Source organism: Rhizobium laguerreae (assembly GCF_019778565.1).
In the GTDB taxonomy this organism is placed as follows: Bacteria; Pseudomonadota; Alphaproteobacteria; order Rhizobiales; family Rhizobiaceae; genus Rhizobium; species Rhizobium laguerreae.
Map to the genome: position 1 here is coordinate 239814 of NZ_JAAXQT010000011.1, position 22102 is coordinate 261915.

General features: G+C 59.4%; 17 protein-coding genes. 6 read left to right on the forward strand and 11 right to left on the reverse strand.

Going from position 1 to position 22102, the window contains the following annotated elements; all coding sequences use genetic code 11:
- Positions 1–22 precede the first annotated feature (22 nt).
- Together HFO71_RS29585 and HFO71_RS29590 are read right to left on the reverse strand one after the other, a co-directional pair.
- On the reverse strand, positions 23–2152 hold the full coding sequence (locus HFO71_RS29585) for a right-handed parallel beta-helix repeat-containing protein (RefSeq protein WP_221988793.1): 2130 nt from the start codon (positions 2150–2152) through the stop codon (positions 23–25).
- Positions 2149–3474 (reverse strand): O-antigen ligase family protein, encoded by a 1326-nt coding sequence (locus HFO71_RS29590; protein ID WP_077979681.1) that lies wholly within the window; start codon positions 3472–3474, stop codon positions 2149–2151. Before HFO71_RS29590 ends, HFO71_RS29585 begins: the two co-directional genes overlap by 4 nt.
- Positions 3475–4082: 608 nt before the next feature.
- Between HFO71_RS29590 and HFO71_RS29595 the strand changes: the two genes are divergently transcribed.
- From HFO71_RS29595 to fcl, 6 genes are read left to right on the forward strand one after another with little or no spacing between them, the layout of a single operon-like run.
- Positions 4083–5033: a glycosyltransferase family 2 protein gene (locus HFO71_RS29595; protein WP_221988794.1), complete on the forward strand. Its 951-nt coding sequence runs from the start codon at positions 4083–4085 to the stop codon at positions 5031–5033.
- On the forward strand, positions 5030–6130 hold the full coding sequence (locus tag HFO71_RS29600) for a glycosyltransferase family 4 protein (protein WP_168336175.1): 1101 nt from the start codon (positions 5030–5032) through the stop codon (positions 6128–6130). The genes HFO71_RS29595 and HFO71_RS29600 overlap by 4 nt, the downstream gene beginning before the upstream one ends.
- Entirely contained in the window at positions 6124–7269 is a 1146-nt protein-coding gene (locus tag HFO71_RS29605; protein ID WP_221988795.1) for a glycosyltransferase family 4 protein, read from the forward strand. The genes HFO71_RS29600 and HFO71_RS29605 overlap by 7 nt, the downstream gene beginning before the upstream one ends.
- On the forward strand, positions 7266–9473 hold the full coding sequence (locus tag HFO71_RS29610) for a GumC family protein (protein WP_131641739.1): 2208 nt from the start codon (positions 7266–7268) through the stop codon (positions 9471–9473). The genes HFO71_RS29605 and HFO71_RS29610 overlap by 4 nt, the downstream gene beginning before the upstream one ends.
- Positions 9474–9525: 52 nt before the next feature.
- Positions 9526–10617: a GDP-mannose 4,6-dehydratase gene (gene gmd, locus HFO71_RS29615; RefSeq protein WP_131641740.1), complete on the forward strand. Its 1092-nt coding sequence runs from the start codon at positions 9526–9528 to the stop codon at positions 10615–10617.
- The gene (gene fcl, locus HFO71_RS29620) at positions 10610–11680 is read left to right on the forward strand and encodes a GDP-L-fucose synthase (protein ID WP_131641741.1); all 1071 of its coding nucleotides are present in this window, start codon (positions 10610–10612) and stop codon (positions 11678–11680) included. The genes gmd and fcl overlap by 8 nt, the downstream gene beginning before the upstream one ends.
- On the opposite strand, the gene HFO71_RS29625 is transcribed toward fcl, so the two are convergent.
- The 9 genes from HFO71_RS29625 to HFO71_RS29665 form a co-directional block, all read right to left on the reverse strand.
- The gene (locus HFO71_RS29625) at positions 11665–11883 is read right to left on the reverse strand and encodes a hypothetical protein (RefSeq protein WP_165503806.1); all 219 of its coding nucleotides are present in this window, start codon (positions 11881–11883) and stop codon (positions 11665–11667) included. The two genes, fcl and HFO71_RS29625, sit on opposite strands and share 16 nt — an antisense overlap.
- A 99-nt stretch (positions 11884–11982) precedes the next feature.
- Positions 11983–12327 (reverse strand): YkgJ family cysteine cluster protein, encoded by a 345-nt coding sequence (locus HFO71_RS29630; protein ID WP_077979688.1) that lies wholly within the window; start codon positions 12325–12327, stop codon positions 11983–11985.
- 169 nt (positions 12328–12496) lie between these two features.
- Positions 12497–13546, reverse strand: coding sequence for a class I SAM-dependent methyltransferase (locus HFO71_RS29635; RefSeq protein ID WP_131641742.1), 1050 nt, complete (start codon positions 13544–13546; stop codon positions 12497–12499).
- Between the two features lie 174 nt (positions 13547–13720).
- A complete protein-coding gene (locus HFO71_RS29640; RefSeq protein ID WP_131641743.1) occupies positions 13721–14779 on the reverse strand; it encodes an alpha/beta fold hydrolase in 1059 nt (352 codons plus the stop codon).
- A gap of 213 nt (positions 14780–14992) precedes the next feature.
- Positions 14993–17758, reverse strand: a complete 2766-nt coding sequence (locus tag HFO71_RS29645) for a glycoside hydrolase family 2 protein (protein ID WP_131641744.1) — start codon at positions 17756–17758, stop codon at positions 14993–14995.
- A 102-nt stretch (positions 17759–17860) separates the two neighbouring features.
- Positions 17861–19189, reverse strand: a complete 1329-nt coding sequence (locus HFO71_RS29650; RefSeq protein ID WP_131641745.1) for an extracellular solute-binding protein — start codon at positions 19187–19189, stop codon at positions 17861–17863.
- Between the two features lie 62 nt (positions 19190–19251).
- Entirely contained in the window at positions 19252–20100 is an 849-nt protein-coding gene (locus HFO71_RS29655; protein ID WP_131641746.1) for a carbohydrate ABC transporter permease, read from the reverse strand.
- Complete coding sequence (locus tag HFO71_RS29660) at positions 20097–20987, reverse strand: carbohydrate ABC transporter permease (protein WP_077979693.1); 891 nt, start codon at positions 20985–20987, stop codon at positions 20097–20099. The genes HFO71_RS29655 and HFO71_RS29660 overlap by 4 nt, the downstream gene beginning before the upstream one ends.
- Positions 20984–22081, reverse strand: a complete 1098-nt coding sequence (locus HFO71_RS29665; protein ID WP_131641747.1) for an ABC transporter ATP-binding protein — start codon at positions 22079–22081, stop codon at positions 20984–20986. The genes HFO71_RS29660 and HFO71_RS29665 overlap by 4 nt, the downstream gene beginning before the upstream one ends.
- Positions 22082–22102: the final 21 nt, after the last annotated feature.

Here is a 22102-nt window from a genome sequence, read left to right on the forward strand (position 1 = left end):
CGCTCGTCGCGTCGCCCTTTTGTTACTCGGGCGGCGCGACTACGCTTTCGGTGTCCGCCCCAACCTTCTGAAGATCCTGTAAACTGCCAAATTCTCCCGAAGGCATGATCTCCGGATGTATTCGGAAGCTCTTGTCGTTCAAATTGCCGGTGTAGCGGTTATGCGCGAACTGCACGTATCCAGGCCCATGGTCAGGAGCGTAGACATAGGCTGCAAGCCCGTTGCTACTGTCGATCGACACGATATTGCTCTCGATACGATTGGGACGTGCCCATGGCGGACGCCAACCCCTGCCCGTACCGTCATCAACGCGAAAAGCCGCGCCCGATCCATGCGTGATGACGTTTCCCGTCACCAAGTTGCTCCAGCCGCCGTTGATGCCGATCGCCGATATATTGTCCGAGAGCGTATTTCCTTCGATGCGCACACCACTGGCCTTGCCATCCGTGTAGATCGCCCAACTGATAGGCGTCGGCCATTCATTGATATTTTCATATCCGAAAGGCCAAAACGTCCCATCGGCCCTGTTCATAAGTTGACCTGTCCCGGTGACCAGATTGTAGCGGATGCTGCTGTTCAGGAGGTCTGCCTGCTCGCCCATCAGCTTGATGGCACCGCCATCTGCCGTCTGCTGATTGGCATTACGGATCTCGTTATGTTCGATGACTGCGTCGTGGACTGCGTCTTGTGCCCCCCACAATGAGCCGCCGGCGATACCGAACTGCGCAGTATTTTCGACCAGGTTATGAGCGATCCTGATACTGTCGGCCGCCTGGAACCATATGCCCGCGGTTTCAAAGTAGACCCTTCCAATGTCATGAATATGGTTCGAGAGGATTTTGGCACCGTCGGATTTGCCGAAGCTGCCATAGGTCGTGCCAACGTAAATCCCGTTGCCAGCCACATCTCCAATCACGTTGCCGGCAATCAAGACACCTTTGCTCTCGGAAACATGGATGCCGACGCCGACATTGTCGATGGAGTTGCCGAGCAGCCGAACACCATCCGAGTGATCGAGCCGTATGGCCCCAAAGCTTCTGGTGTCGGTACCGAACTTGCCGCTGCCCCGCGGATCCCCATCCCGAAACTGGAGCCCCGATACAACCATCCCGTCGGCTCCATCCAGCCTGAAGAAGGTCGGCAGGATGCCGGCTACAGCCGTAGAACCTGTTGGTAGCCCATTGGTCGGGATATAATCGAGTTGACCCTTGGTGCGGTCATACCACCACTCCCCAGGCGCATCGAGCAGCGCTGCCGCCCCGGTCAAAAAATAGCGGCTGCCTTCTGCGGTGAAGAAATAGCCGGTGCCTTGGGTATTTATCGCCCGGTTCGCGGTGTCGACTGAAACCACTGGGAGGGTATCACTGCCCCACTGGCTGCCGGGGTGAAAACCACCAACGATGTGGGCGACAAGGCCTGCTGCATTTTTTGAGATCGGAAGATCGCCGGCATGGAAGCAAAAACGCGTGTTACCATGCCATAAGTCGTCGTCCTGCGTGCACTTAGCCGCGAAAAGCCACCCTTTGCGCGGATCCCCATCGAGTGGAGCGTTGGGAAAGCGAGCCTGCGTCTGGCGCGCGCCGCCGACGAAAAGATTGCCCAGATCCCGGCCCGCAGGCAACTTCAGTGACGCCTTCCAGCGACCATCGTCCTGCGCCGTCCAATTGCGAACGATCGGGCCGCCGTGCAGAACCGGCGCCTCGTTGCATCTCGCCGCGATGATCAGGCCCGCATCGCGAGCATCGAAGACTATCGGTTCAGCGAGATAGTAATCCCCATTGCCCATTGCGATCGTATTCTGGCCGCCCTTCTGGCGCGCAGCATCCCGCGCTCTTTCAATACTGGCAAAAGGACCGTCTGTACGCCGAGAATTTGCTTTAGGAAGGTGCCCGCTCCAGGTGTCTTTGCCATCGGGAGAGACATAGAATACTGCCCGGGGCGCGGATGTTCCGGTCATTATGTTGCTCAGTGAAGTCCCCTTCAGCTTGTCCGAAAAGGTCGCCGGCGAAGCTTCCGCGCAGGTTGCCTCCCTGACCGCCGTCTGCAGCCTGTCGGGCGCATCTGCGTCCGGGCGCACCGGAGCCAGCTTGCTCGGCTGCGGAAAGAGCATCGCAAGCAAAATGCTCAAGATCGGTGCGAAGCGCAGCCTCATGAGATTTGCAGCTCCGCCGTTTTGCTGCGGGCCGGTGCTCGCAATTGCCGGCCGGGGGCCGTCGAAGCAACAACAGGCTTGTATAGAGAGAACATGATGATGGCCGTTGTGAACAGAATGAAAATCGCGTCATTCTGGATCAGGAAGATTGTCTCGGTCAGGTTCATCACCAAAATCACAACCGTGAAGACGTTCAACCAGAGCCAGCCATAACGCGGGTCCCCGCATTGGAGGGCCGCGCCTTGGCGGAGTGCCTGCAAAAGCATCAGAGCGAACAAAGTCATTCCGCTTGCTCCGAAGCTCAGCAGCGTATCGCGGAATCCATTATGGGCGTGGGGAGCCATCCATTGGATCTTTGACCAGATAATCCAGGCTTCGGGATTCGCCTCTGTCCAAAACGCTTGGTAGCCGAAGCCGAGCAGCAGATGATCGGCGATCTGACCATCGACCAGCTCCCACAAGGGCACTCGACCCGTCAGAGTGGCATCCTTGCCAAGCGCCTCAAGGAATGGGACCAAGAACTCGTGAAGCAAAAGGAGGATCCCGACGAAGATTTGAACGAAAAACAGGATGAAGACAATGCGACCGACGCCACGGATTCGCTGCAACATGGAGTAGAAGCCGATCAGGCAATATGCCGATACCGTCGCAATTGTCGCGGTCATCGATCCGGAAAGGAAGAGACAAGCCCCGCCCGCCATCAGCAAGATCAAAGCTGCTCGCCGCAAGCCTGGATTGCCGTCCATTACGATGGCGGTTGACACCAGTATCATCATGCCGGCGTACCAACCAAGGCTGTTCTTGTGGATGAATATGCCGCGCACCGCGCTGTCCGTGGGCATGCGAGCGAGCCCCGGTGACACTAGAAGAAGCAACAGGCTAAGGACGATACATGTTCCGAAGGTGGCAAATGCGATGAGAAGCAACTGCCTCGGTGTAAAGCGTATGGCCAACACATAGGCCAGAAGTACGGTGAAGAGCAGGCCGATGGCACGCCTGAAAGTCGTCGACGGGCCAACCGACCAGAAGACGGACACGAAGGGCATGGCGACCATCAGGGGGACAAACCAATTTCGCTTCAGCGCTATGATGAATTGCGGAGAATTTCGTGCCAGCATCAGCAATGTAAACCCGTATACCGGTAAACAAAGCAGACGCAGTATAGACCTGGCATGATCGCTCAGGCCTCCGTCGGCATCCGCCAGCATGAGCGGGAAAAGCGCGCCTGTCTGAAGAAAAAGGCATAGGCCGGCGCCCCAGCACTCTATTGCCCGCCAACTGACAGTCGGCCCATTCGCTATTCTAAGCGTATACGCTCTCATTACCCGTCCCGATTTGCTTGGACAGATGAGAGGCTGTTGATCGCGGCAATTTGGAAAGACATGGGTCCCCTTTCATAGCTGCGCTGCTTACCAACGAACAATCATCCCGCCATATCCCCGGTCAACCAACGCAAACGAAGGCGGGGCTAAGCCTAACGTCCATACCCACCACCCAAGGGCGTTGTTTGGATTAAGCTTGCAGTCTACCCCTCCCCCAAAAGTTGGTGCTGGGGCCTACGACATTGCCCATAAGAGGAGATGTCACCCGTGACCAATCACCGGTAGCTTGACGATGAAAGCATACCGCGAAGCACGTCGCGCCGAGCCGCAGTTCCGGTGAAGTGAGGCAATAATTCTGGCGCAGCCGGCTGTTGGCAGGTGACGCTTAGAAGGGTTGGGATTGCAATGGTTCTGCGTCATGGTCCTGGTTTTGTACGTTATATAAAGGGAGCGTCACGCGTTGCGGCGTTGTCGGCGGTGACCCTACCGGCTCAAAGCGAAATCCTGATCGAGCTGAACTCCTTCCATCAATTCGCGCTGCCAAACGCGCGAGCGTTCGCAACTCTGGCGCACCGACGTGTCGCCCAGCGACGCGCTTGAGGGGTGTCATGGAGCGGCCGACATTCAGCGTCCTTATCAACAACTACAACTACGGTCGCTTCGTCGAACGAGCGATTGACAGCGCCTTGAACCAAGAGGCGTCCAATGTTGAGATAATCGTCGTCGACGACGGCTCGAGCGATCAGTCGCGCTCTGTTCTCGACGGCTATGACAAGCGGGTGGCGGTGCTTTTCCAGGAAAACCAGGGACAGGCCGCCGCCATAAATGCTGCTGTGAAGTTAAGCAGTGGCGACATCCTCTGTTTTCTCGACGCCGATGACTGGTGGGCGCCAGGTAAGCTGTCGGCAACAGCCGCTGCTTTCCACTCCAATCCTCAGGCATCGCTTGTTTATCACCGACTTCAGCCAACGCAGACCGATGGTTCACCAGCCTTCAAGCCAATCCCTCGGACCCTGTGTTCAGGAAATTTGTCGCCACGGCTCGCCAGATCGGCTGGTTGGTGGCCCTTCCCGATGACATCAGCTATCGCTGTAAGGCGTAGCGCGTGGGATGCTGCAGGGGATATTCCCGAGCAGTTCCGCATGTCTGCAGATGCCTGGCTCACAGGCATCTACCCATTTCTGGGGGGCGTTGTCGCCTTGTCGGATCCACTCGGGTTCTATCGGATTCACAACAACAATTGGTATCGGCCAGTCGATGACGCCGCCATGCTGCGAAGGCGGATGGCCCATTGGCAGGCTACCGTTGAAGCGACGAACCGGTTTCTTTCCGCGCACGATCTGGCGGGAAGGCTGCGTCTGACCGATCACTATCCGTACCGGGTGGCCTCAGCCAGACTGCAGGGCGCCGATACACGCACCCGGTTCAGAGTTGCTATGGAAGGGCTCTTTTTCGCCGGAGAACCAAACTTGCTGAGGCGGACGCGTGATGCATTGCGCACAGCCTGCGACCTGCCTCGACTTGGTAAGGATGTCGGCGTGTCGGAGTCAGCGGGATGAAGGCGCTGCTACTGGTTTCCGAATTGGAAGACTACACCATCTCCTTCGCTAGCGGCGTTGCGCGACATGCGCACGTCGTCCTAGCGGTTCCGCGCCGGCGCTACGCACATCTTGCTCCATGGATCGATCCGGCTGTCGATCTGCACCTGATGGACTGGCCAAGGCACCGCTCGCTCTCCAATCCCTGGTTCCTGCACCAACTCACACGTCTTATCCGGCAGGAGCGGCCGAACGTCATTCACCTTCTGAGCAACTCGACGCTCTGGTTGAACTTTGCCGCGCCGTTCTGGCGCCCAATCCCGATCGTGACCACCGTCCATGACGTGGAAGTGCATCCCGGCGATTCCGACACCCGCACGCTGCCCGCCTGGGCTCCCCAATTGATGGTGCGGCAATCGGGTCATGTCGTCGTCCATGGCGAAGGGCTGAAACGAATGGTCCTCGAGCGATATTCAAAATCGCCTGATTGTGTCCATGTCCTGTCGCATCCCGCCATTCATCGCTACGCGGAACTCGCTCGGCGGCACAAGATGGCGCGGCGCGGCGCAGATGGAACTTTGCGCGTTCTGCTGTTCGGACGGATTTTTGCTTACAAGGGATTGGAGCATCTGATCCGTGCCGAGGCGATGCTCAAGGACCTGCTCCCCAATCTACGCATCACGGTCGCTGGTCGCGGCGATGATCCGTGGATCTTCCAGCCCCTTATGGGGGACGCCGGCCGCTATGATATCCGCAACCGCTTTATCGAGGATATGGAGGTCGCCCAGCTCTTTCTGGATGCCGACATCGTTGTCCTTCCCTATACGGAAGCCTCTCAAAGCGGCGTCCTCAATCTTGCCGCGGCATTTGGCAAGCCAGTTATCGTGACTGATGTCGGCGAATTGCGAGCCACCGTTCTGCCAAACGGACTGGGAATGGTGGTTCCACCGGGAGATGTGGAACAGCTCGCGCGGGCCATCTGGACATTGGCGGAAAATAACGAGCTCAGAAGCAATTTCGGGACCAGCGCGCTTGCATGGGCTACAGGTCCGAATTCGCCTCAACAGGTCGGAGCACAGGCTGCGGCCGTTTATCGTAAGGTGGTCGGGGCATGCTAATGAACGCGCTCACGGATGGGAATCAGGTAGCGACGCGCAACGCAGCAGCAACCGTCCGCCACTACGTCCCGGGTGGTTGCGAAAACGGTGGCGGAATTGGCAGGCTCGTCGGCTATATATCGAACACGGCGAAGGAGGCCGGCGAAACACACCTCGTCACCGATACCAGAGGGCCTCGGTGGTCCTCAGTTGCGTCGCCTGTGCGCCTGCTCGGCGCCGTCTTGATGATGGCGAAGGACCGGATAATTGCTCCGGCACGCATTCACCATATTCATGTCGCGGGTCGCGGCAGCACCGCAAGAAAACTGATCCTGACCGAGGCTGCCCGTCTCCTCGGATGCTCTCACATATTGCACCTGCACGACTACGACTACGCGACCGACTTTGCCGCACGCTCGCCGCGTCAACAAATGCTTGTACGCCGGATGTTCCAACATGCCGACCAAGTCGTGGCACTGGGCCAGCGCGACCGCATGACGCTCACGACGCTTCTCGGCGTGGAAGAGCGCCGCGTAGTCGTCATCGGCAATTGTGTTCCCGACCCCGGGCCGCGAAATGTTCATGTCGGCGAGATGCCGTTGATCATATTTCTCGGCCGGCTGAGCGAACGCAAAGGCGTTCAGGAGCTTCTGCTTGCCTTAAGTCATCCGATCATGAAAGAGCTCCGGTGGCGAGCCGTGCTGGCAGGCGACGGACCTGTGGAAGACTACCGGCGCCAGGCTGCCGCCATGGGACTTTCAGATCTGGTGAAAATGCCGGGCTGGCTTGGCGCCGACGAGGCGCAAGCCTTGTGTACACGGGCAGATATCCTGGTCTTGCCTTCGCATGCCGAGGGCTTGGCAATGGCTGTGGTCGAAGGGCTTGCCCATGGGCTCGCCGTCGTCACCACGCGCGTCGGCGCGCATGGCGAAGTCATCTCCGACGGTGAAACCGGCGTCTTCGTACCTGTCGGAGACAAGGATGCCCTGGCTGCGGCGCTGGCTAAGCTCGTCACCGACCCGGAAGTCCGCAACTATCTGTCGGCCAAGGCCCGCGCTCATTATCTCAACAATTTCAGTATGAAGGCTTACATGCGATCGCTGGACAAACTCTACGACGCGATCTCCGCGCAACCTCAAACGACGGCGGGTGAACGATGACTATTTCGACTGTGCCGCCAGACCGCAACACCTCGCTCTCGTCGATGCGCTACGATCCCCGGCTTCAGGTAGAGACTCGTTCGGATGACCTTGATCTGACTTCGGGCCTGCGCCTTATCCGGCGACGGGTGGTCATGATAATGGCCATCGTCATGCTCCTTATGGCGGTTGCCGCAACCGTGATTTCGGGATTGAAGCCGACTTATCATGCCGAGTCCCGGCTGATCATCCACACGCCTCTGGCGACAAAGCTCGGCACCGACGAGTCCAGCCGCAACGATCCGCTGGACGCCACATCCGAGACCGAACGGCTTCTTTCCAGAAGCATCGCAGAGCGGGTAATCCGCGACCTGCGGCTCAACGAATGGCCGGAATTCAATCCGGCGCTGCAAGAAATCTCGCCTATCGACAAGATCCGATCAATGCTACGCGGCTGGATCGACAGCGAAAAACCGTCCTTGCCGATACGGGACAGCATCGAGCCGATAATCCCAAAGTACTACAAGGCCCTCCGCGTTTGGCGCGATGGCCAGGGTGACGTCATTCAGATCGGTTTCGATGCGAGCGACCCCGAACTGGCCGCCTCGGTCCCGAACCGGCTCATCAGCATCTACCTCGAAGAGCGGAAGGACAGTCTGCGCGGTCGAGTGGACGCAGCAGAAGAATGGCTTCTGCTGCGCATCGACGAACAGATGGGGCGCGCCAAGGCAGCACGCGATGCCGCCGACGTGTACCAGAAAACGACCGACGTTGCCTCAAATGACGACGATCAGGTTGAACAGATCAAGTCGATAATGGAGTTGGGCGAGCGGCGGACAAAAATCGAACAAAGCCGCGCTGAAGCGAGAGCAACGATAACCGCACTCGAAGCGGCCGACGACCCCTCGCTCGTCCTGCAGAATATGGTCATTCCCGACAGCATTGGTGCAATGCAACGCGAGCTTCGTGCGCAGGAGCAAGATCTCGAGCGCCTTCTTGAGACATATGGCAACACCGCCGACGCCGTGGTCGACACGCGCGCCAAGATCCTTAAATCCCGCACCGATCTCAGCCTTGCGACCGACCGATATCTCCAATCGATACGCGCCAAGCTTGCGGCGCTCGATCATGAGGACGACGCAATCCGGTCGGCATTGGCGGCCGCTCATGAGAAACGCACTCGCTCTGCCCTGGCGCAAACCGAGTTGGCCCGACTCCAGCACATGGCTGACAAAGAGCAGACGGCGCTGGATAAGCTCGAGGAGCAGCGCCGTGGCCTGGCTGCGCAAGCGATGCTGCCGGGCGCGGAACTGGAAGTTTTGTCACCGGCCGCGGTGCCGCTGGCGCCGCAGGGACGCGGGCGGCTTTTCTATTTGATCGGCGCCCTTTTGGCTTCGATATCGATCGCGGTGACGGCCGCTTTCGTGGTCGAGATGTTGGACAATTCAGTCCGCAGCTTCGACCAGATGGCCGGAATGTCGCGCATCGTACCCGCCGGATTCATCCCGCACCTGAAACGGAAAGACCGGAGAGATCCGTCGATGCTCTTCGGGAGCATCCAAGACGGGATGTTTGACGAAGCAATTCGCTCCGTCATGACTTCGCTCAAACAATCTAACGGCGGAAAACTGCCAAACACGATTGTTGTGACGTCGGCTCACAGCGGAGAGGGCAAGTCGTTTGTCGCCAGATCCCTGGCAATAGATCTCGCCGCCAACGGAATTCCGGTGCTGCTTGTCGATGGCGACCTCAGACTCGGAAATCTCGACTCGTTTTTCAAATCAGAGCTAAAGCAGGGGTTGAACGAATTCCTGTGTGGACAGGCCGGAATGCGGGACATCATCCATCACCATCCAAGCGGCATCGACTTCATCCCGGCTGGCAATGCCAGTCTCCATCGGCGCGTTCGTTTGACTGATGCGGCTGACATCGTCGCGATGGCCGCCTCACAGGGCCAAATCGTCATCTTCGACAGCGCACCTGTGCTCGCCTCGGCTGATACGATGCATCTGACAGCGTTAGCAGAACGAACGCTAGTGGTCGTAAAATGGGGAAAGACGAGCCGTCGGGCCGTAGAGTTTTGCCTACATCAGCTGAAGACCGCGCGCAACGCAGAGATTGCCGTTGCCATAAATAACGTCAATCCGAACAAACACGCCATGTACAACTTCAGCGATTCAGAACTGTTTGCGAGCTCACTGAGGAAGTACCACGAGTTCACATGAGTTCGAACAGCGTGTCCACCTGATTCCGTCGAAATAAATTACGGAGACCGCAGTGAAAAACGAAAATAAAGTCGCGCTGATTACGGGTATAACGGGTCAGGACGGTGCGTATTTGGCCGAATTGCTCCTGGAGAAGGGCTATATTGTTCACGGGCTCAAGCGACGCTCATCGTCTTTCAACACCAGTCGCATCGAGCATCTATACGAGGATCCCCATGTCGAAAATCCTCGCTTTATTCTGCATTACGGGGACATGACCGATTCAACGAACCTCATCCGCGTCGTTCAGGAAACGCAGCCGGACGAGATCTATAATCTCGCCGCACAGAGCCACGTTCAAGTCTCTTTCGAGACGCCGGAATATACGGCTAACGCCGATGGAACCGGCACCCTTCGGCTACTTGAAGCAATTCGCCTCCTGGGTCTGACCAAGAAGACCCGCTTCTATCAAGCGTCCACCTCAGAGCTCTACGGCAAAGTTCAGGAAGTCCCACAGAGCGAAACGACGCCTTTCTACCCTCGATCCCCCTACGCGGCTGCCAAGCTCTACGCCTATTGGATTGTGGTCAATTATCGCGAGGCATATGGCATGCACGCCTCGAACGGCATTTTGTTCAATCATGAAAGCCCGATCCGCGGCGAAACATTCGTGACGCGCAAAATCACCCGGGCGGCGGCTGCGATCCATCTTGGGCTGCAGGAAAGGCTTTATCTCGGCAATTTGGACGCCAAGCGCGACTGGGGACATGCACGAGAATATGTCCGTGGCATGTGGCTGATGCTGCAACAGGACGAACCGGAGGACTATGTCCTTGCGACCGGCGAAACGCACTCGGTTCGTTCCTTCGTTGACAAAGCCTTTGCCCAGGTGGGCATGCCGATTGATTGGCGTGGGAACGGGGTTGAGGAAAAGGGATACGATAAGACATCCGGTCGGTGTGTGGTGGAGATCGATCCGGCTTATTTCCGTCCGACTGAAGTTGATCTTCTGATCGGCGATCCGACGAAGGCACACACGAAGCTTGGCTGGAAACATGAGACCAGTCTTGATCAGCTGGTTGCAGAGATGGTTCGCGAGGATCTGAAAGTCATGGCACGAAATGTTCCGTCGGTCGGCGCAACCAAAGGTTTTGCCTATGCCTGAGGTGATCTACAGCCTAGCCGGAAAGAGGGTCTATGTCGCGGGCCACCGCGGCATGGTGGGCTCTGCAATCGTCCGACGTCTCGCTTCCGAGGGCTGCGAGATTTTGACGGCCACCCGCGCCGAGGTCGATCTCAGACGGCAGGAGCAGGTGGAGGGGTGGATGAGTAAGCATCGTCCCGACGCTGTCTTCCTGGCTGCTGCGAGGGTCGGCGGTATTCTCGCGAACGCTACCTATCCGGCCGACTTCCTTTACGACAACTTGATTCTCCAAGCGAACGTCATCCACGCCGCCCATAGAGCTCACGTCGAAAAACTGATGTTTCTGGGCTCGTCCTGCATCTATCCGAAATTCGCCGATCAGCCGATCGTTGAGGACTCACTTCTGAGCGGATCGCTTGAACCCACGAATGAATGGTATGCGATCGCCAAAATTGCCGGATTAAAGCTCTGTCAAGCCTATCGCAAACAGCACCGTAGAGATTTCATCTCGGCCATGCCTACCAATCTTTACGGTCCAGGCGACAATTTTGACCTCGGGTCAAGCCATGTCATGCCGGCGCTCATACGCAAGACGCATGAGGCCAAGGTCAACCAGCAGCAAGAGATATGCATCTGGGGTACCGGCACGCCGCGGCGCGAATTCCTGCATGTTGACGATTGCGCCGACGCCTGCCTCCATCTCATGAAGACCTATTCCGCCGAAGGTCATGTGAACGTAGGTTGTGGCGAAGACATTACCATATTCGAATTGGCATACCTCGTCTCCAAGATCATTGGTTTCGAAGGCAAGATCACGCGCGACCTCACCAAGCCAGATGGCACGCCACGTAAACTCCTGAGCGTCGACAAGCTTCGCACTTTCGGCTGGTCTCCTAGGATAGGTCTGAAGGAGGGCATCGCAGATGCCTATCGCTCCTTCCTTGATGGCCATCATCTCAACCGCAGCGACAGAGCTACGTCCGGCGACTTGATCGGTCAAAGCGACATCAGTTTCGAGAAAGCGAAGAGTTCGGCGCCGCACGCGCCCACGGTGTCGACCGTTGCGCATCATCCCTCGCCATAGGAAATTTGCACGAGGGATAACAGGGTTTTGTCTCGGGGGGACGCATATGCTGGGATGGCGCAAATAATGCAGCCTGTAGAAATCAGGATTGCAGCGCTCATTTTCCTGATCGTCGTGTGGGTGATGATTATCGGTGCGGCAATGGATTTTTTCGCGGTCGAAATGCCGATATCGCTTGTCGCGCTATTAGGCAGATAGTCCACGTCGGATGGCTCCACCGGGCCTTACCTTCGGCTGACTGTCGGACGACAATCGCTGCAGTAAAGTCGACAGGCGAAGAGATGAGCCGGACGGAACCCGCCTCAGTTGATTGGCGGTTCCGCATCGATGTGACCGGGCGGCAAACTTGGCTGACCGAGCCCGAAGAACGCGCGCGCGGTCAAGCATGCGTCATCCCCTGGGACGCAGGCGCGGCAGACGTCAGGCCGAAGATCGTACACTTGACAGGATGTCTCTGAACCGACGCGACCGACCAATGCGGAGCAACGCGCACCGTCGCAACGCATTCCTTGCTGGTTCGCGGCTACGAAATGCGCCGGCAGCAAATCGAGAGCAGCGTCTGTTTCGGTGGAAAATCTGGGCCAGGTCGGCGAGAAGGAGCAGCAGGCTCCGCAGCCTTGGCAATCGAAATCGATCAATGATGTCATGGCCCGCTCCTACCACACAGCCCGCCAAGAGCAAAGCCTTCGCACGATTTACCGCCGCCGTTGAGGATAGGGCGGCTGGCGTTCTGCTGCAAGCCAGACGCCGCACTCGTCGACTTTCCTGACGAGGCCGGGAATGCGGCGCGGCATTTCCAACGGGAGGCGCGACCTGTCAGGTGGCCTCGAGGATCATGTTGAGGGGCGTCTGGGCTGCACGCCGGATATGGGTGAAACCGCCCGACCGGATCACTTCGGTCAATCGCCGCTCTCCCGCTTGCGCACCGAGCGCCAGCCCTGTCTCCTGCGCAAGCGAGGTCGGAACGCAGATCATCGTCGAGGCTGAGTAATAGAGCCGTCCAACCGGATTGATGTTCTCCTCCAGCGTATCTCCGGCCATTGGTTCGACCACCATCCAGACGCCACCCTTTTTTAACGCCTTCCGGATATGAGCCGCAGCGGCTTTCGGGTCGCCCATGTCGTGCAGGCAGTCGAAGCAGGTGATCAGATCGAAATCCCGACCGTCGAAATCCTGCGCACGGCCGACCTCGAAGTTCAGGTTCGTCAAACCGTGTGCCTGGGCGTGCGCAGTCGCAGCGGCAATCGAGCCCGGATGGAAGTCGTAGCCCACAAAGCGGGAATTGGGAAACGCCTGCGCCATCAGGATCGTCGATAACCCGTGCCCACACCCAACGTCCGCCACCTTCGCACCCATCTTCAACCTGTCGGTGACACCGTCGAGCGCCGGCAGCCAGTCCTGCACAAGGGCATTGACATAACCTGGGCGGAATAGCCGCGCGACGGCGCAGAACATGCAGCCGGCCTGATCGCCCCAGGCAACGCCTCGGCCGGTTTTGAAGGCGGACTGCACCTTCGGCTGGTTCTCGACCATCGCAGCAGCGGTATCGAACGCGCCGATCAGATTGACCGGGCTGTCCGGCTCGGCAAACACGAAGGCCTGCTCGGGTGTCAGCGAGAACAGTCCTCGCTCATGGTGCACATAACCCGAGGCGGCCTGTGCCGCCAGCCACTCGCGGACATAGCGAGGTGCGCATCCCGAGGCATCGGCAAGTTCGTCGGCCTTCACCGGCCCGATCTCCTTCAGTGTCCTGTACAGCCCGAGAGCATCTCCGATCCGGACCAGCGGCACGCTGACCGCTCCGCCGAGGTCGCCAAGGACGCGGCCCACGAGTTCATTGAGCGTTGTTTCGTTGATTTCCGTCATGTGAATTCCTCCCGGTGCTCGGATGGCGTCCTGCCATCCGCGATGCCAAGGATGAAGCTTGCCGTCTCGGCGAGCATGAGGCGGTTGTCCCGCGTCTGCGAAGAAATCCACTCCTTGGAGGGACACATGTCCCGTCGGCATCGGAGGAGGTGTCTATCCACCTGCAGAGCGGGACTATCGGGAGAGCGCGACGACGATCGCTTGCGAGCGGCTATGCACGCCGAGTTTGCTGAATATCACCGACAGCTGGTTTCGCACGGTCTTTGCACTCTTGCCAAGCCGTTCGGCGATCGCGCGGTTATCTAGCCCCTCCGCGACAAGGTCGAGAAGGGCGGCCTCGGCGGGTGTCAGACCGGCCTCACTGACCGCGCGCGGCCGCACCGACCGATCCTGCCCGAGAAAGGCAGCAAGTTCCGTTTGAAATACATTCCAAGCGGGCTCGTCCGGCAAGAGCACATGGTTCTTGCTCTCAAGCGGCACGAAGCTCGCGCCCGGAATCGCGGCGGCGAGCTTGCAACCCTGGTCAAACGGCACGCGCATGTCACCGCGGCAGTGTGCGATCAACGTCGGGACGCGCAACATCGCCGCAAGGTCGAGCACGTCGATCCCCTGCATCTGCCAAAGCAGTTGTGCGGCGACGTCGGCCGTTGCCGTTTGCCGCTCGAGATCGCCCCACCAGCGATGCTGTTCAGGCGTGCCGTCGGGGATAAAGAGATTGGTGAAGAACCGGCAAAACGCCGGATTATCGCGTCCCCAGCCGATGCGAACGAAATTGACAAGGGTCTCGGCTTCCAGCCGCTCCGCCTCGGTCTGAGCTCTGGCGCGGGCACCCTGACCGTAGGCGTTCAGAAGCACCAGATGCGATACTCGCTCGGGATACTTGAGGGCATATGCGATAGCGAGCGCGCCGCCCTGCGAAAGACCGAGGAGCACGAAGCGCGGCTCCTCGATCGACGCTGCCACGGCAGCAAGGTCTGCGTGCCACGCTTCGACCGAAAGATCAAAGACATGCCGGTCCGACAGACCGCAGCCGCGCGGATCGTAGCGCACAAACCGGTTGTGGGCGGATAGCGCCTGGAGCCATGGCCGCCACACCGGGCTTTCGAGATCGTAATCGACATGGCTCAGCCAGTGCGCCGCCCGCAGGATCACCTGACCCTGCCCGCAAGACGCCATGGCGATACGGGTGCCGTCCTCGGCGGTAGCGAACCGTATGGTCTGACTGAGTTTCATCGGTCGAGAATATCGCAGCCGAAGATCGCATAACAGACCTATCTCCTACGGGATGATTCTCCTGGAAGACAGTGCAGCCTGGGAGGCTCGCTACGAAGCCTTTCGATCCGTTTCGCCCGCTTCGGGCCATATACTCGACCAGCGACCCGAACCCTCCCGCTAGCGCTTGAGCCAAAGCGAAGTCGCCGCGACCTCTGTTGACTGTCACTGAGCTCACGGTCTAATGGCAAGAGCGAGGAGGCCATCGTAAAGCGCGGTGGCAAGCGGGTCGGCGTCCGGTGCCTCCTGGTGGAGGCGGAAGGTCGTCGCAACCAGCTTACCACGGCCGAGCCGCTTTTCGATGATGAAGGCAGCGGGTTTGTGAACCCAGCCGATGACGACGCCGGCGTGCACGCGACCTTGGAATTCCCAGGGACGGAGGCCGGCCATCACCTGGTGCGGCGCGACGCCGGTGAAGGACAAGTCGAACAGCGGACCGCCCGGCACATGGGCGAAGACACCATCCCGGCGCAACCAGGAAAAGTTGCCGACCCAATCCCCGCGCCAGATCGATTTGTGACGATTGAAGAGATTGTAGCCGGGAAAAGTGAAGTATGGTCCGGAAACCATGCCGCTGGCGCCCGGATCAATTTCGATCGACATCGGGCCATCGCGCGGCGGCGCGTCATCACGCAGACGGCCGGGGTCCTTGTCGACGATCTGCAGCACCCGCTGGCCGGAATGGATTGCCTCGACGCGATCGGCATCGATGTCCTTAGTGACGAAGACATCCGCCTCGTGCAGCGACACGCTGACATGGCCAAGGGCTGACAACCTCTCGGAAATCCCGTCGTCGTGCGAAGCAAAGCGAATGGGGGGCACATCGCGCTTAACGTAGACCGCGAGTGTCTCGGAATTCTGAGACAGCGCGCTTCCATCAGGCGCCACGACCTGGAACCGTGCCTTTTGGATCTCGGGCACCGGCACCGCAGCTGCTGTCGCGGCGATCGGCGCAGTATGAACCTGCATCGGCGCAATAGCCGGCAGCGGTATCTCGCCTTTTTCAGCGCCAAATTCCCAGACGAGGCGGCTGCCTTCGGGCAGTGCTGTTCCGCCGCTCGACACCTTGATGTCGAAACTGGCCGTCTGCCCCTCATAGACGGCGTGGCGGGCAGCACCCGGCGCGATGACGATGTCGGAATTGACGGCCGGTAGCGCTTTGGCGAAGACGCGCGGATTGCGTGCCATGTCCATCAGCCCGTTGCCTTCCCAATGGACATCGGTGAGTTCGGTGATGACATAACCTCCGATCGGCGCGTGCGTTCGGATAACCTCGATCTCGTATTTCAGGTTCATGTATTGATACCACTGCACCTGCTCGATGAACTGGCCGAGATCGCCAAACACTTTCTCAAGAGCGAGTTCGCGGAAACGGGCTTCGATGCCCTGCGGCAGTGCCGTGCCATCCGCCCAGGTGGCACCATAGGCCATCCACCAGGGGTCGCGGCCGTTCTTTTCGCGCAGACGGGCGGGATCGGGCAGACCCCAGACGCCGAACTCGGAGAGAACAAGCGGTTCCTTCCTCGTGCGCACGGCTTCCTTTTCGGTTGAGAAGGTCCAGTCGGCATTGCCTGCGAATTCGCGGCAGAGCGTGTCCCATTCCTCGCGTCGATCCACCGCCGTTCGGTAGAAGTGGAAGTCGTTGATGTCGGTCTTGACGTGAACGTTCGGGAAGCAGGCGGAATTGTCGACAACGAGCCGTAGCGGGTCTTCGACACGCAGCCAGTCGACCATGTCGGAAATCCATTGCCGCTGTTCGGCCGCTTCGCGCAGCCGCGTGCCCCAATCTTCATTGATCAGGGTCCAGATTACGATGGAGGGGTGATTGCCGTCACGGGCGAGAATACCTTCCATGGTCGTGCGCAGGCGCTCGGCGGAGGCCGGGGTGAAGGTCTCGATATTTGGAATTTCGCTCCAGATCAGCATGCCCAGCCGGTCGGCGACCTCGTAATAGCGCGGGTCCGGCACTTTGATGTGGCAGCGCAGACAATTCAGTCCCATTGTCTTGGCCTTGCGCAACTGGTCTTCGAGCAGGTCGAGCGAAGGCGGCGCGCCGAAACCATCGGGATAGTAATCCTGATCGAGCGCGGCGCGCAGATAAAGCGGCTTGCCGTTCAGATGCAGGAAGCCGTCCTTGGCTTCGAAGCGGCGAAAGCCGAAACTTTCCTCCCGGCTGTCGATCTCGACGCCGTCGGCGCTGAGGATCGTTGTGATCGTATAGAGGTTCGGGCTGTCCGGCGACCATGGCGCGACGGCGTCGAGCTGGATCGAATGTTCGAGGGTATTTCCCGCGGCCGGAATGTTTCCGGTAAAGACGGGCATGCCCTGCGGGCCGATGATCTCGATTTTCAGCGAGCCTGCAACCATGCTCGCAAAGCGGGCTTTAAGATCGAGCCTGGCTTCCGGCCAAATCGGGTCGAGGCGAAGCGATGAGATGTGAGCGGGATCGCGGGCCTCGATGAGGACGGACTGCCAGATCCCGCCTTGCGGGCCATACCAGCTCTGCTTGCCATGCGGGATCTCCGCAAAATCGGCGCCACCCTCGTTGCGATGGGCATCCGGCAGGCAGGCCAGGACCTCGACGGTGTTCTCCGCCTTCAACAGAGCGGGTGGAATCACGAATTCGAAAGGAAGATAACCGCCTTCATGGCGGCCGATCTCAGTGCCGTTGATGAAGACGGTGGCCAGATCGCCGACAGCACCGAAGCGGATGGCGATTTGCCGAGCCGACCATTCTGCGGGGAGCGTGAAGATCTTGCGATAGGTTGCCGATCCGAAGCTAACCGCGAGATCCTCGAAACACGCCTGCCAGTGCGCCGGCACCTTTGCATGGCGCCATGCACGATCGGTCTCGTGGCGGAACTCCCAGGTCCCATCAAGGGAAAGTGTTTGGCGGAGCGGCGTGTTCGCTGGGGCGAGCGACTGGGAATAGGCGTTCATCAGTTGTCCTTGGAAGATCGGCTTTTTCGATTGGGGTTCCGGGATACGCACGGCGTGGCGCGTATCCCGGCGGGAGACCACCCCCACGAGGGATTGGAGAAACTAGCGATTGCGACGCAGGACGCGCTCGACGCCGGCCTGCATCGCTTCAACCGTTGCCTGCGGATCGGTGCCTGTCAGCCACATCGCGTTCAAGTCGGTGATCATCGCATTGTAGACCGCACGTTGGTTCTGGATCTGCGGCAGTGACGTGGCATTTTTGGCAGTGTCGGCAAACTCGGCGCGATGCGGCAGGGCCTTGAACTCTTCGGAATTCAGAACCGACTGCCGGGTCGACAAATGGCCGGTGCGCGACCATTGGAAGTTGTTGTCGTTCAGGAACTTGAGGAAGGCGAGAGCGGCTTTCGTCTTGTCTTCGCTGCGATCGCCATCCTGCGGGATGACCCACATATGGCTGTCGGCCCAGACGGACGGCTTGGCGTAGAGTTGCGGCACATTGGCGACGCGATAGTCCTTGAGGGCAACTTTGCCGCTCTTGGCCTGGGTATCGTAGTTGTCGACGCCCCAGGTGCCGTTGATCAGAATCCCGGTTTCGCCGCTGAGGAACGCCTGTTCGGAGCCGGGATAATCCAGCGCCGGGTTGGCAAGACCTTCCGAGAAAATCGATGAGATCAGCTTGGCTGCGTTCAGCCCTTCCGCTGTATTGATGCTGGCCGTCTTGCCGTCGTCGGCGAGGACATCGACGCCCTGCTGCCAGAGAAGCGTGTCGAACAGGCGCACCATCATGCCTTCCGAACTCTGGGCTTCCGAACCGATATAGTACTTGCCGGTCGCTTCCTTGAACTTCCTGCCTTGCTCGAGCAGTTCCTCGGGCGACTTCGGCAGGATCGGCGAGCCGTCTGCGTTCACAAGGCCCGCCTTCTTCATCAGGTCCATGTTGACGTGGAAGAGCAGCGCATGAAGGTCGTATGGGAGAGCATAAATTTCATTCTTGGCGGTAGCGTTCTTCAGCGCCGCCGGTACGAAGTCGCTTGTCTGGATGCCGAGATCGGCAATAGGCTTGGTCAGCGGCGTCAGGAGATCCCGGTCGGAAAAATTCGGCATTATCGAGGCGTGCATGACGGCGACGTCAGGGATGTTGCCGGTGGAATAAGTCGCGGTCAGCAGGTCGTAATAGGCGCCCCATTCGGCCGTCTGGGTGACGACCTTGGCGCCGATGGTGTTTTCTGCGTTGAACTTGTTGGTGAGCGCGGTGATGATGCCACATTCGCCATTGGCCTTGGTCACGTCTGTCATCTCGCCGTATTCGCCTTGGCAATCGCCGAAGAAGCGGAAGAACGAGATGTCGACTGCTTGGGCTGCTCCTCCCCAGAGCGCGGTCATCAGTGTCGTGGCGAGCGCCAGACGTTGCAGCATTTTCGTCTTGTGCATCATATCCTCCTTGCGATGCCGTTGCGAAAAACCCGTCCCGGCATGGCCGGTCGGGCCGGTGCCTATTTGCCGGCGCTCATGGCAACACCTGCCACGATGAAGCGCTGGAAGATCAGAAACAGAAGAACGATGGGCAGGCTGGCAAAGACCGCCGATCCCATCACAGCGCCGATGCCCTCCGAGAAAGCGAAGTTGGTCTGGATCGAGGCAAGGCCGACCGTGACCGTGTACATGTCGGCCTTGGTCGCCGAGACGAGCGGCCAGAGAAAGTCGTTCCAGGCGAAGATGAAGGTGAACAGACCGAGCGTGGTCAGTGCAGGCACGGAGAGCGGCAGCATAATCTTCAGAAAGATCGTCAGCCGTGAGGCGTGATCAATGGCGGCCGCTTCCTCCAGTTCTTTCGGAACGCTGCGGAAGAATTGCATCATCAAAAACACACCGATCGGCACGGCGACGCGCGGCATGACCAGCGCGAAGTGGGTATTATGCAGTCCCCAGCCCGAGACCATCGTGTGCAGCGGAATGAACACTGCCTGCTCGGGCACCATCAGGCCGGCAATCACGAGCATGAACAGCGTCTTCTTGAAGGGGAACTCCAGGCGCGCGAATGCGTAGCCGGCCATAGACGAGACGACCAGAACCATAATCGTCATCGTTACCGAGACGATGAGACTGTGCATCAGCCAGCGCGGCACGGTATCGAGCTTCAGGAGGCCGATATAATTATCGAGCGTGAATGGGACCGGCAGGAAGCCTGCCGTGGAACGCATTAGCTCGGCATTCGGCTTCAGCGACATGGCGACGACCCAGACGACGGGCAGAAGCCAGAGGATCGCAAAGGCGATGGTTGCGGCGAGGATGAGACCGTCCGTGGCGCGGCGCAGGCCGCTTGTACGTGCGCTTGCCATCATTCGTCCCCCCTGCGGCCGAGCCAGAGCTGCAGCATTGTGAAGCCAAGCATCAGGATGAAGAGCCCGAAGGACATGGCCGTGGCGTAACCGACCTGCCAGTCGCGGAAGCTCGTCTCGTAAATGTACTGAACCAGCGTACGCGTCCGATTGGCAGGCCCGCCCTGTGTCATCAGGTGGGCCTGACCGAAAATCTGGAACTGACCGACGATCTGCAGGACCAGAACCAGGAGCACGGTGTGACGGATCGACGGCAGGGTGATGTTTTTCAGGACGCTGAACCGACCGGCATGATCGAGTTCGGCCGCTTCGTAAAGTTCCGGCGGTATCTGGCTTAATGCCGCCAGAAACAGCGCCATGGGGAGGCCGACACCCCACCAAAGCGTCGTCAACGCAATCGACGGCATGGCGAGCGTCGGGTGCCCGAGGAAATTGATGGGCTTGACGCCGATGAGATTGAAGAGCGGCACCAGCAGGCCGTTGTCCGCAGACAGCACCATCGACCAGATCAGCGTCACGACCGAGACCGAAAACACGCTCGACATGAAGAACACGGACCGCAGCACACCCTTGAGCCGCCCCTGCCCGAACACGGCAAGAGCCAGCACCAGGGCCAGTGCTGTCATGGTCGGCACGGTCATGGCGACGAAGGCCAGCGTATTGCCCACGGTCTTCCAGAAGATCGTGTCGAACCACATGTCCTCATAGTTGAGGAGGCCGATATATTTCCGGTAGCTGCCGGCAAGCTCCCAGTCATGGAGACTGATCCACAAGCCCTTGAAGAACGGGTAGACCAGGAACGTGGCGTAGATCACCGCGAAAGGCGCGAGGAAGATGTAAGCGGCGAGGGCATCGCGCCTGCGCGCGGCGGTCAGGCTGCTGGCGCTCATGCTCCATCCACCTCAGAATGCAGGGTGATCGAGACCTTGTTTGCATCGAAGACGTGGCGCGTGCCGGGGCCGATCGCGAACCGGGCGACCGAGCCGATCGAAGGCGCCGCGCCGCCGCGCAGTTCGGAGACGATGGCGGTGCCATCAGCAAGTGTCGCATAGACAAGTTGCAACGAGCCGAGCTGCTCAACGACATCAACGATTCCGCTGAGCGCTCCTTCATCGGCCGGCGACAGGATTTCCGGCCTCAGGCCGATCGTCACCGTGTCGCCTTTGGCGGGACTGGCACGAACCTTGGCAGTAAGGCGGGCATCTCCCGCACAGGCGAGTTCGACCGTTTCGCCGTCGACGGCTGTGACTGTTGCCGGGAGCAGATTGATGCGCGGCGCACCGAGGAAACCAGCCACGAAGGCATTGGCAGGGCGCTCGTAAAGCTCGATCGGCGCGCCGACCTGTTCGATCTGCCCGTCCCTGAGGACCACGATACGGTCTGCCATGGTCATGGCTTCCGTCTGATCGTGAGTCACGTAGATCATGGTTGCGGCGAGGCGGTGGTGGAGCTTGGCGATCTCGGTGCGCATCGAGACGCGAAGAGCGGCATCGAGATTGGAGAGCGGCTCGTCAAATAGAAAGACATCCGGTTCGCGCATGATGGCGCGGCCGATCGCAACACGCTGACGCTGGCCGCCGGAAAGCGCCTTCGGCTTGCGGTCGAGATAAGGCTCAAGCTGGAGGATGGCGGCGGCCTTATCGATGCGTGAGGCGATTTCGGCCCTCGGCGTACCAATATTGCGCAGGCCGAAGGCCATGTTCTCACGAGCTGTCATGTGGGGGTACAAGGCGTAGTTCTGGAAGACCATCGCCACTCCGCGATCGCGGGCAGCCATGTCATTGACCCGGTTGCCGCCGAGCAGGACCTCGCCGCCGGTGATGGTTTCGAAACCAGCGATCATCCGCAGAAGCGTCGATTTCCCGCAGCCGGAAGGTCCGACGAAAACCAGGAACTCGCCGTCGTTGATCGAAAGCGAAATGTCACGGATGACATTCACCGCGCCATAGCTTTTGGACACCCCAGCGAGCTTTACTCCTGCCATGCACTCCTCCCAGAGTGATTA

What these genes read in the sequence shown, in the direction of transcription:
- HFO71_RS29585 (WP_221988793.1), bottom strand. Translation starts at nt 2,152, where the DNA reads ATGAGGCTGCGCTTCGCACCGATCTTGAGCATTTTGCTTGCGATGCTC.
- HFO71_RS29590 (WP_077979681.1), bottom strand. Translation starts at nt 3,474, where the DNA reads ATGAGAGCGTATACGCTTAGAATAGCGAATGGGCCGACTGTCAGTTGG.
- HFO71_RS29595 (WP_221988794.1), top strand. Translation starts at nt 4,083, where the DNA reads ATGGAGCGGCCGACATTCAGCGTCCTTATCAACAACTACAACTACGGT.
- HFO71_RS29600 (WP_168336175.1), top strand. Translation starts at nt 5,030, where the DNA reads ATGAAGGCGCTGCTACTGGTTTCCGAATTGGAAGACTACACCATCTCC.
- HFO71_RS29605 (WP_221988795.1), top strand. Translation starts at nt 6,124, where the DNA reads ATGCTAATGAACGCGCTCACGGATGGGAATCAGGTAGCGACGCGCAAC.
- HFO71_RS29610 (WP_131641739.1), top strand. Translation starts at nt 7,266, where the DNA reads ATGACTATTTCGACTGTGCCGCCAGACCGCAACACCTCGCTCTCGTCG.
- fcl (WP_131641741.1), top strand. Translation starts at nt 10,610, where the DNA reads ATGCCTGAGGTGATCTACAGCCTAGCCGGAAAGAGGGTCTATGTCGCG.
- HFO71_RS29630 (WP_077979688.1), bottom strand. Translation starts at nt 12,327, where the DNA reads ATGACATCATTGATCGATTTCGATTGCCAAGGCTGCGGAGCCTGCTGC.
- HFO71_RS29635 (WP_131641742.1), bottom strand. Translation starts at nt 13,546, where the DNA reads ATGACGGAAATCAACGAAACAACGCTCAATGAACTCGTGGGCCGCGTC.
- HFO71_RS29640 (WP_131641743.1), bottom strand. Translation starts at nt 14,779, where the DNA reads ATGAAACTCAGTCAGACCATACGGTTCGCTACCGCCGAGGACGGCACC.
- HFO71_RS29645 (WP_131641744.1), bottom strand. Translation starts at nt 17,758, where the DNA reads ATGAACGCCTATTCCCAGTCGCTCGCCCCAGCGAACACGCCGCTCCGC.
- HFO71_RS29650 (WP_131641745.1), bottom strand. Translation starts at nt 19,189, where the DNA reads ATGCACAAGACGAAAATGCTGCAACGTCTGGCGCTCGCCACGACACTG.
- HFO71_RS29655 (WP_131641746.1), bottom strand. Translation starts at nt 20,100, where the DNA reads ATGATGGCAAGCGCACGTACAAGCGGCCTGCGCCGCGCCACGGACGGT.
- HFO71_RS29660 (WP_077979693.1), bottom strand. Translation starts at nt 20,987, where the DNA reads ATGAGCGCCAGCAGCCTGACCGCCGCGCGCAGGCGCGATGCCCTCGCC.
- HFO71_RS29665 (WP_131641747.1), bottom strand. Translation starts at nt 22,081, where the DNA reads ATGGCAGGAGTAAAGCTCGCTGGGGTGTCCAAAAGCTATGGCGCGGTG.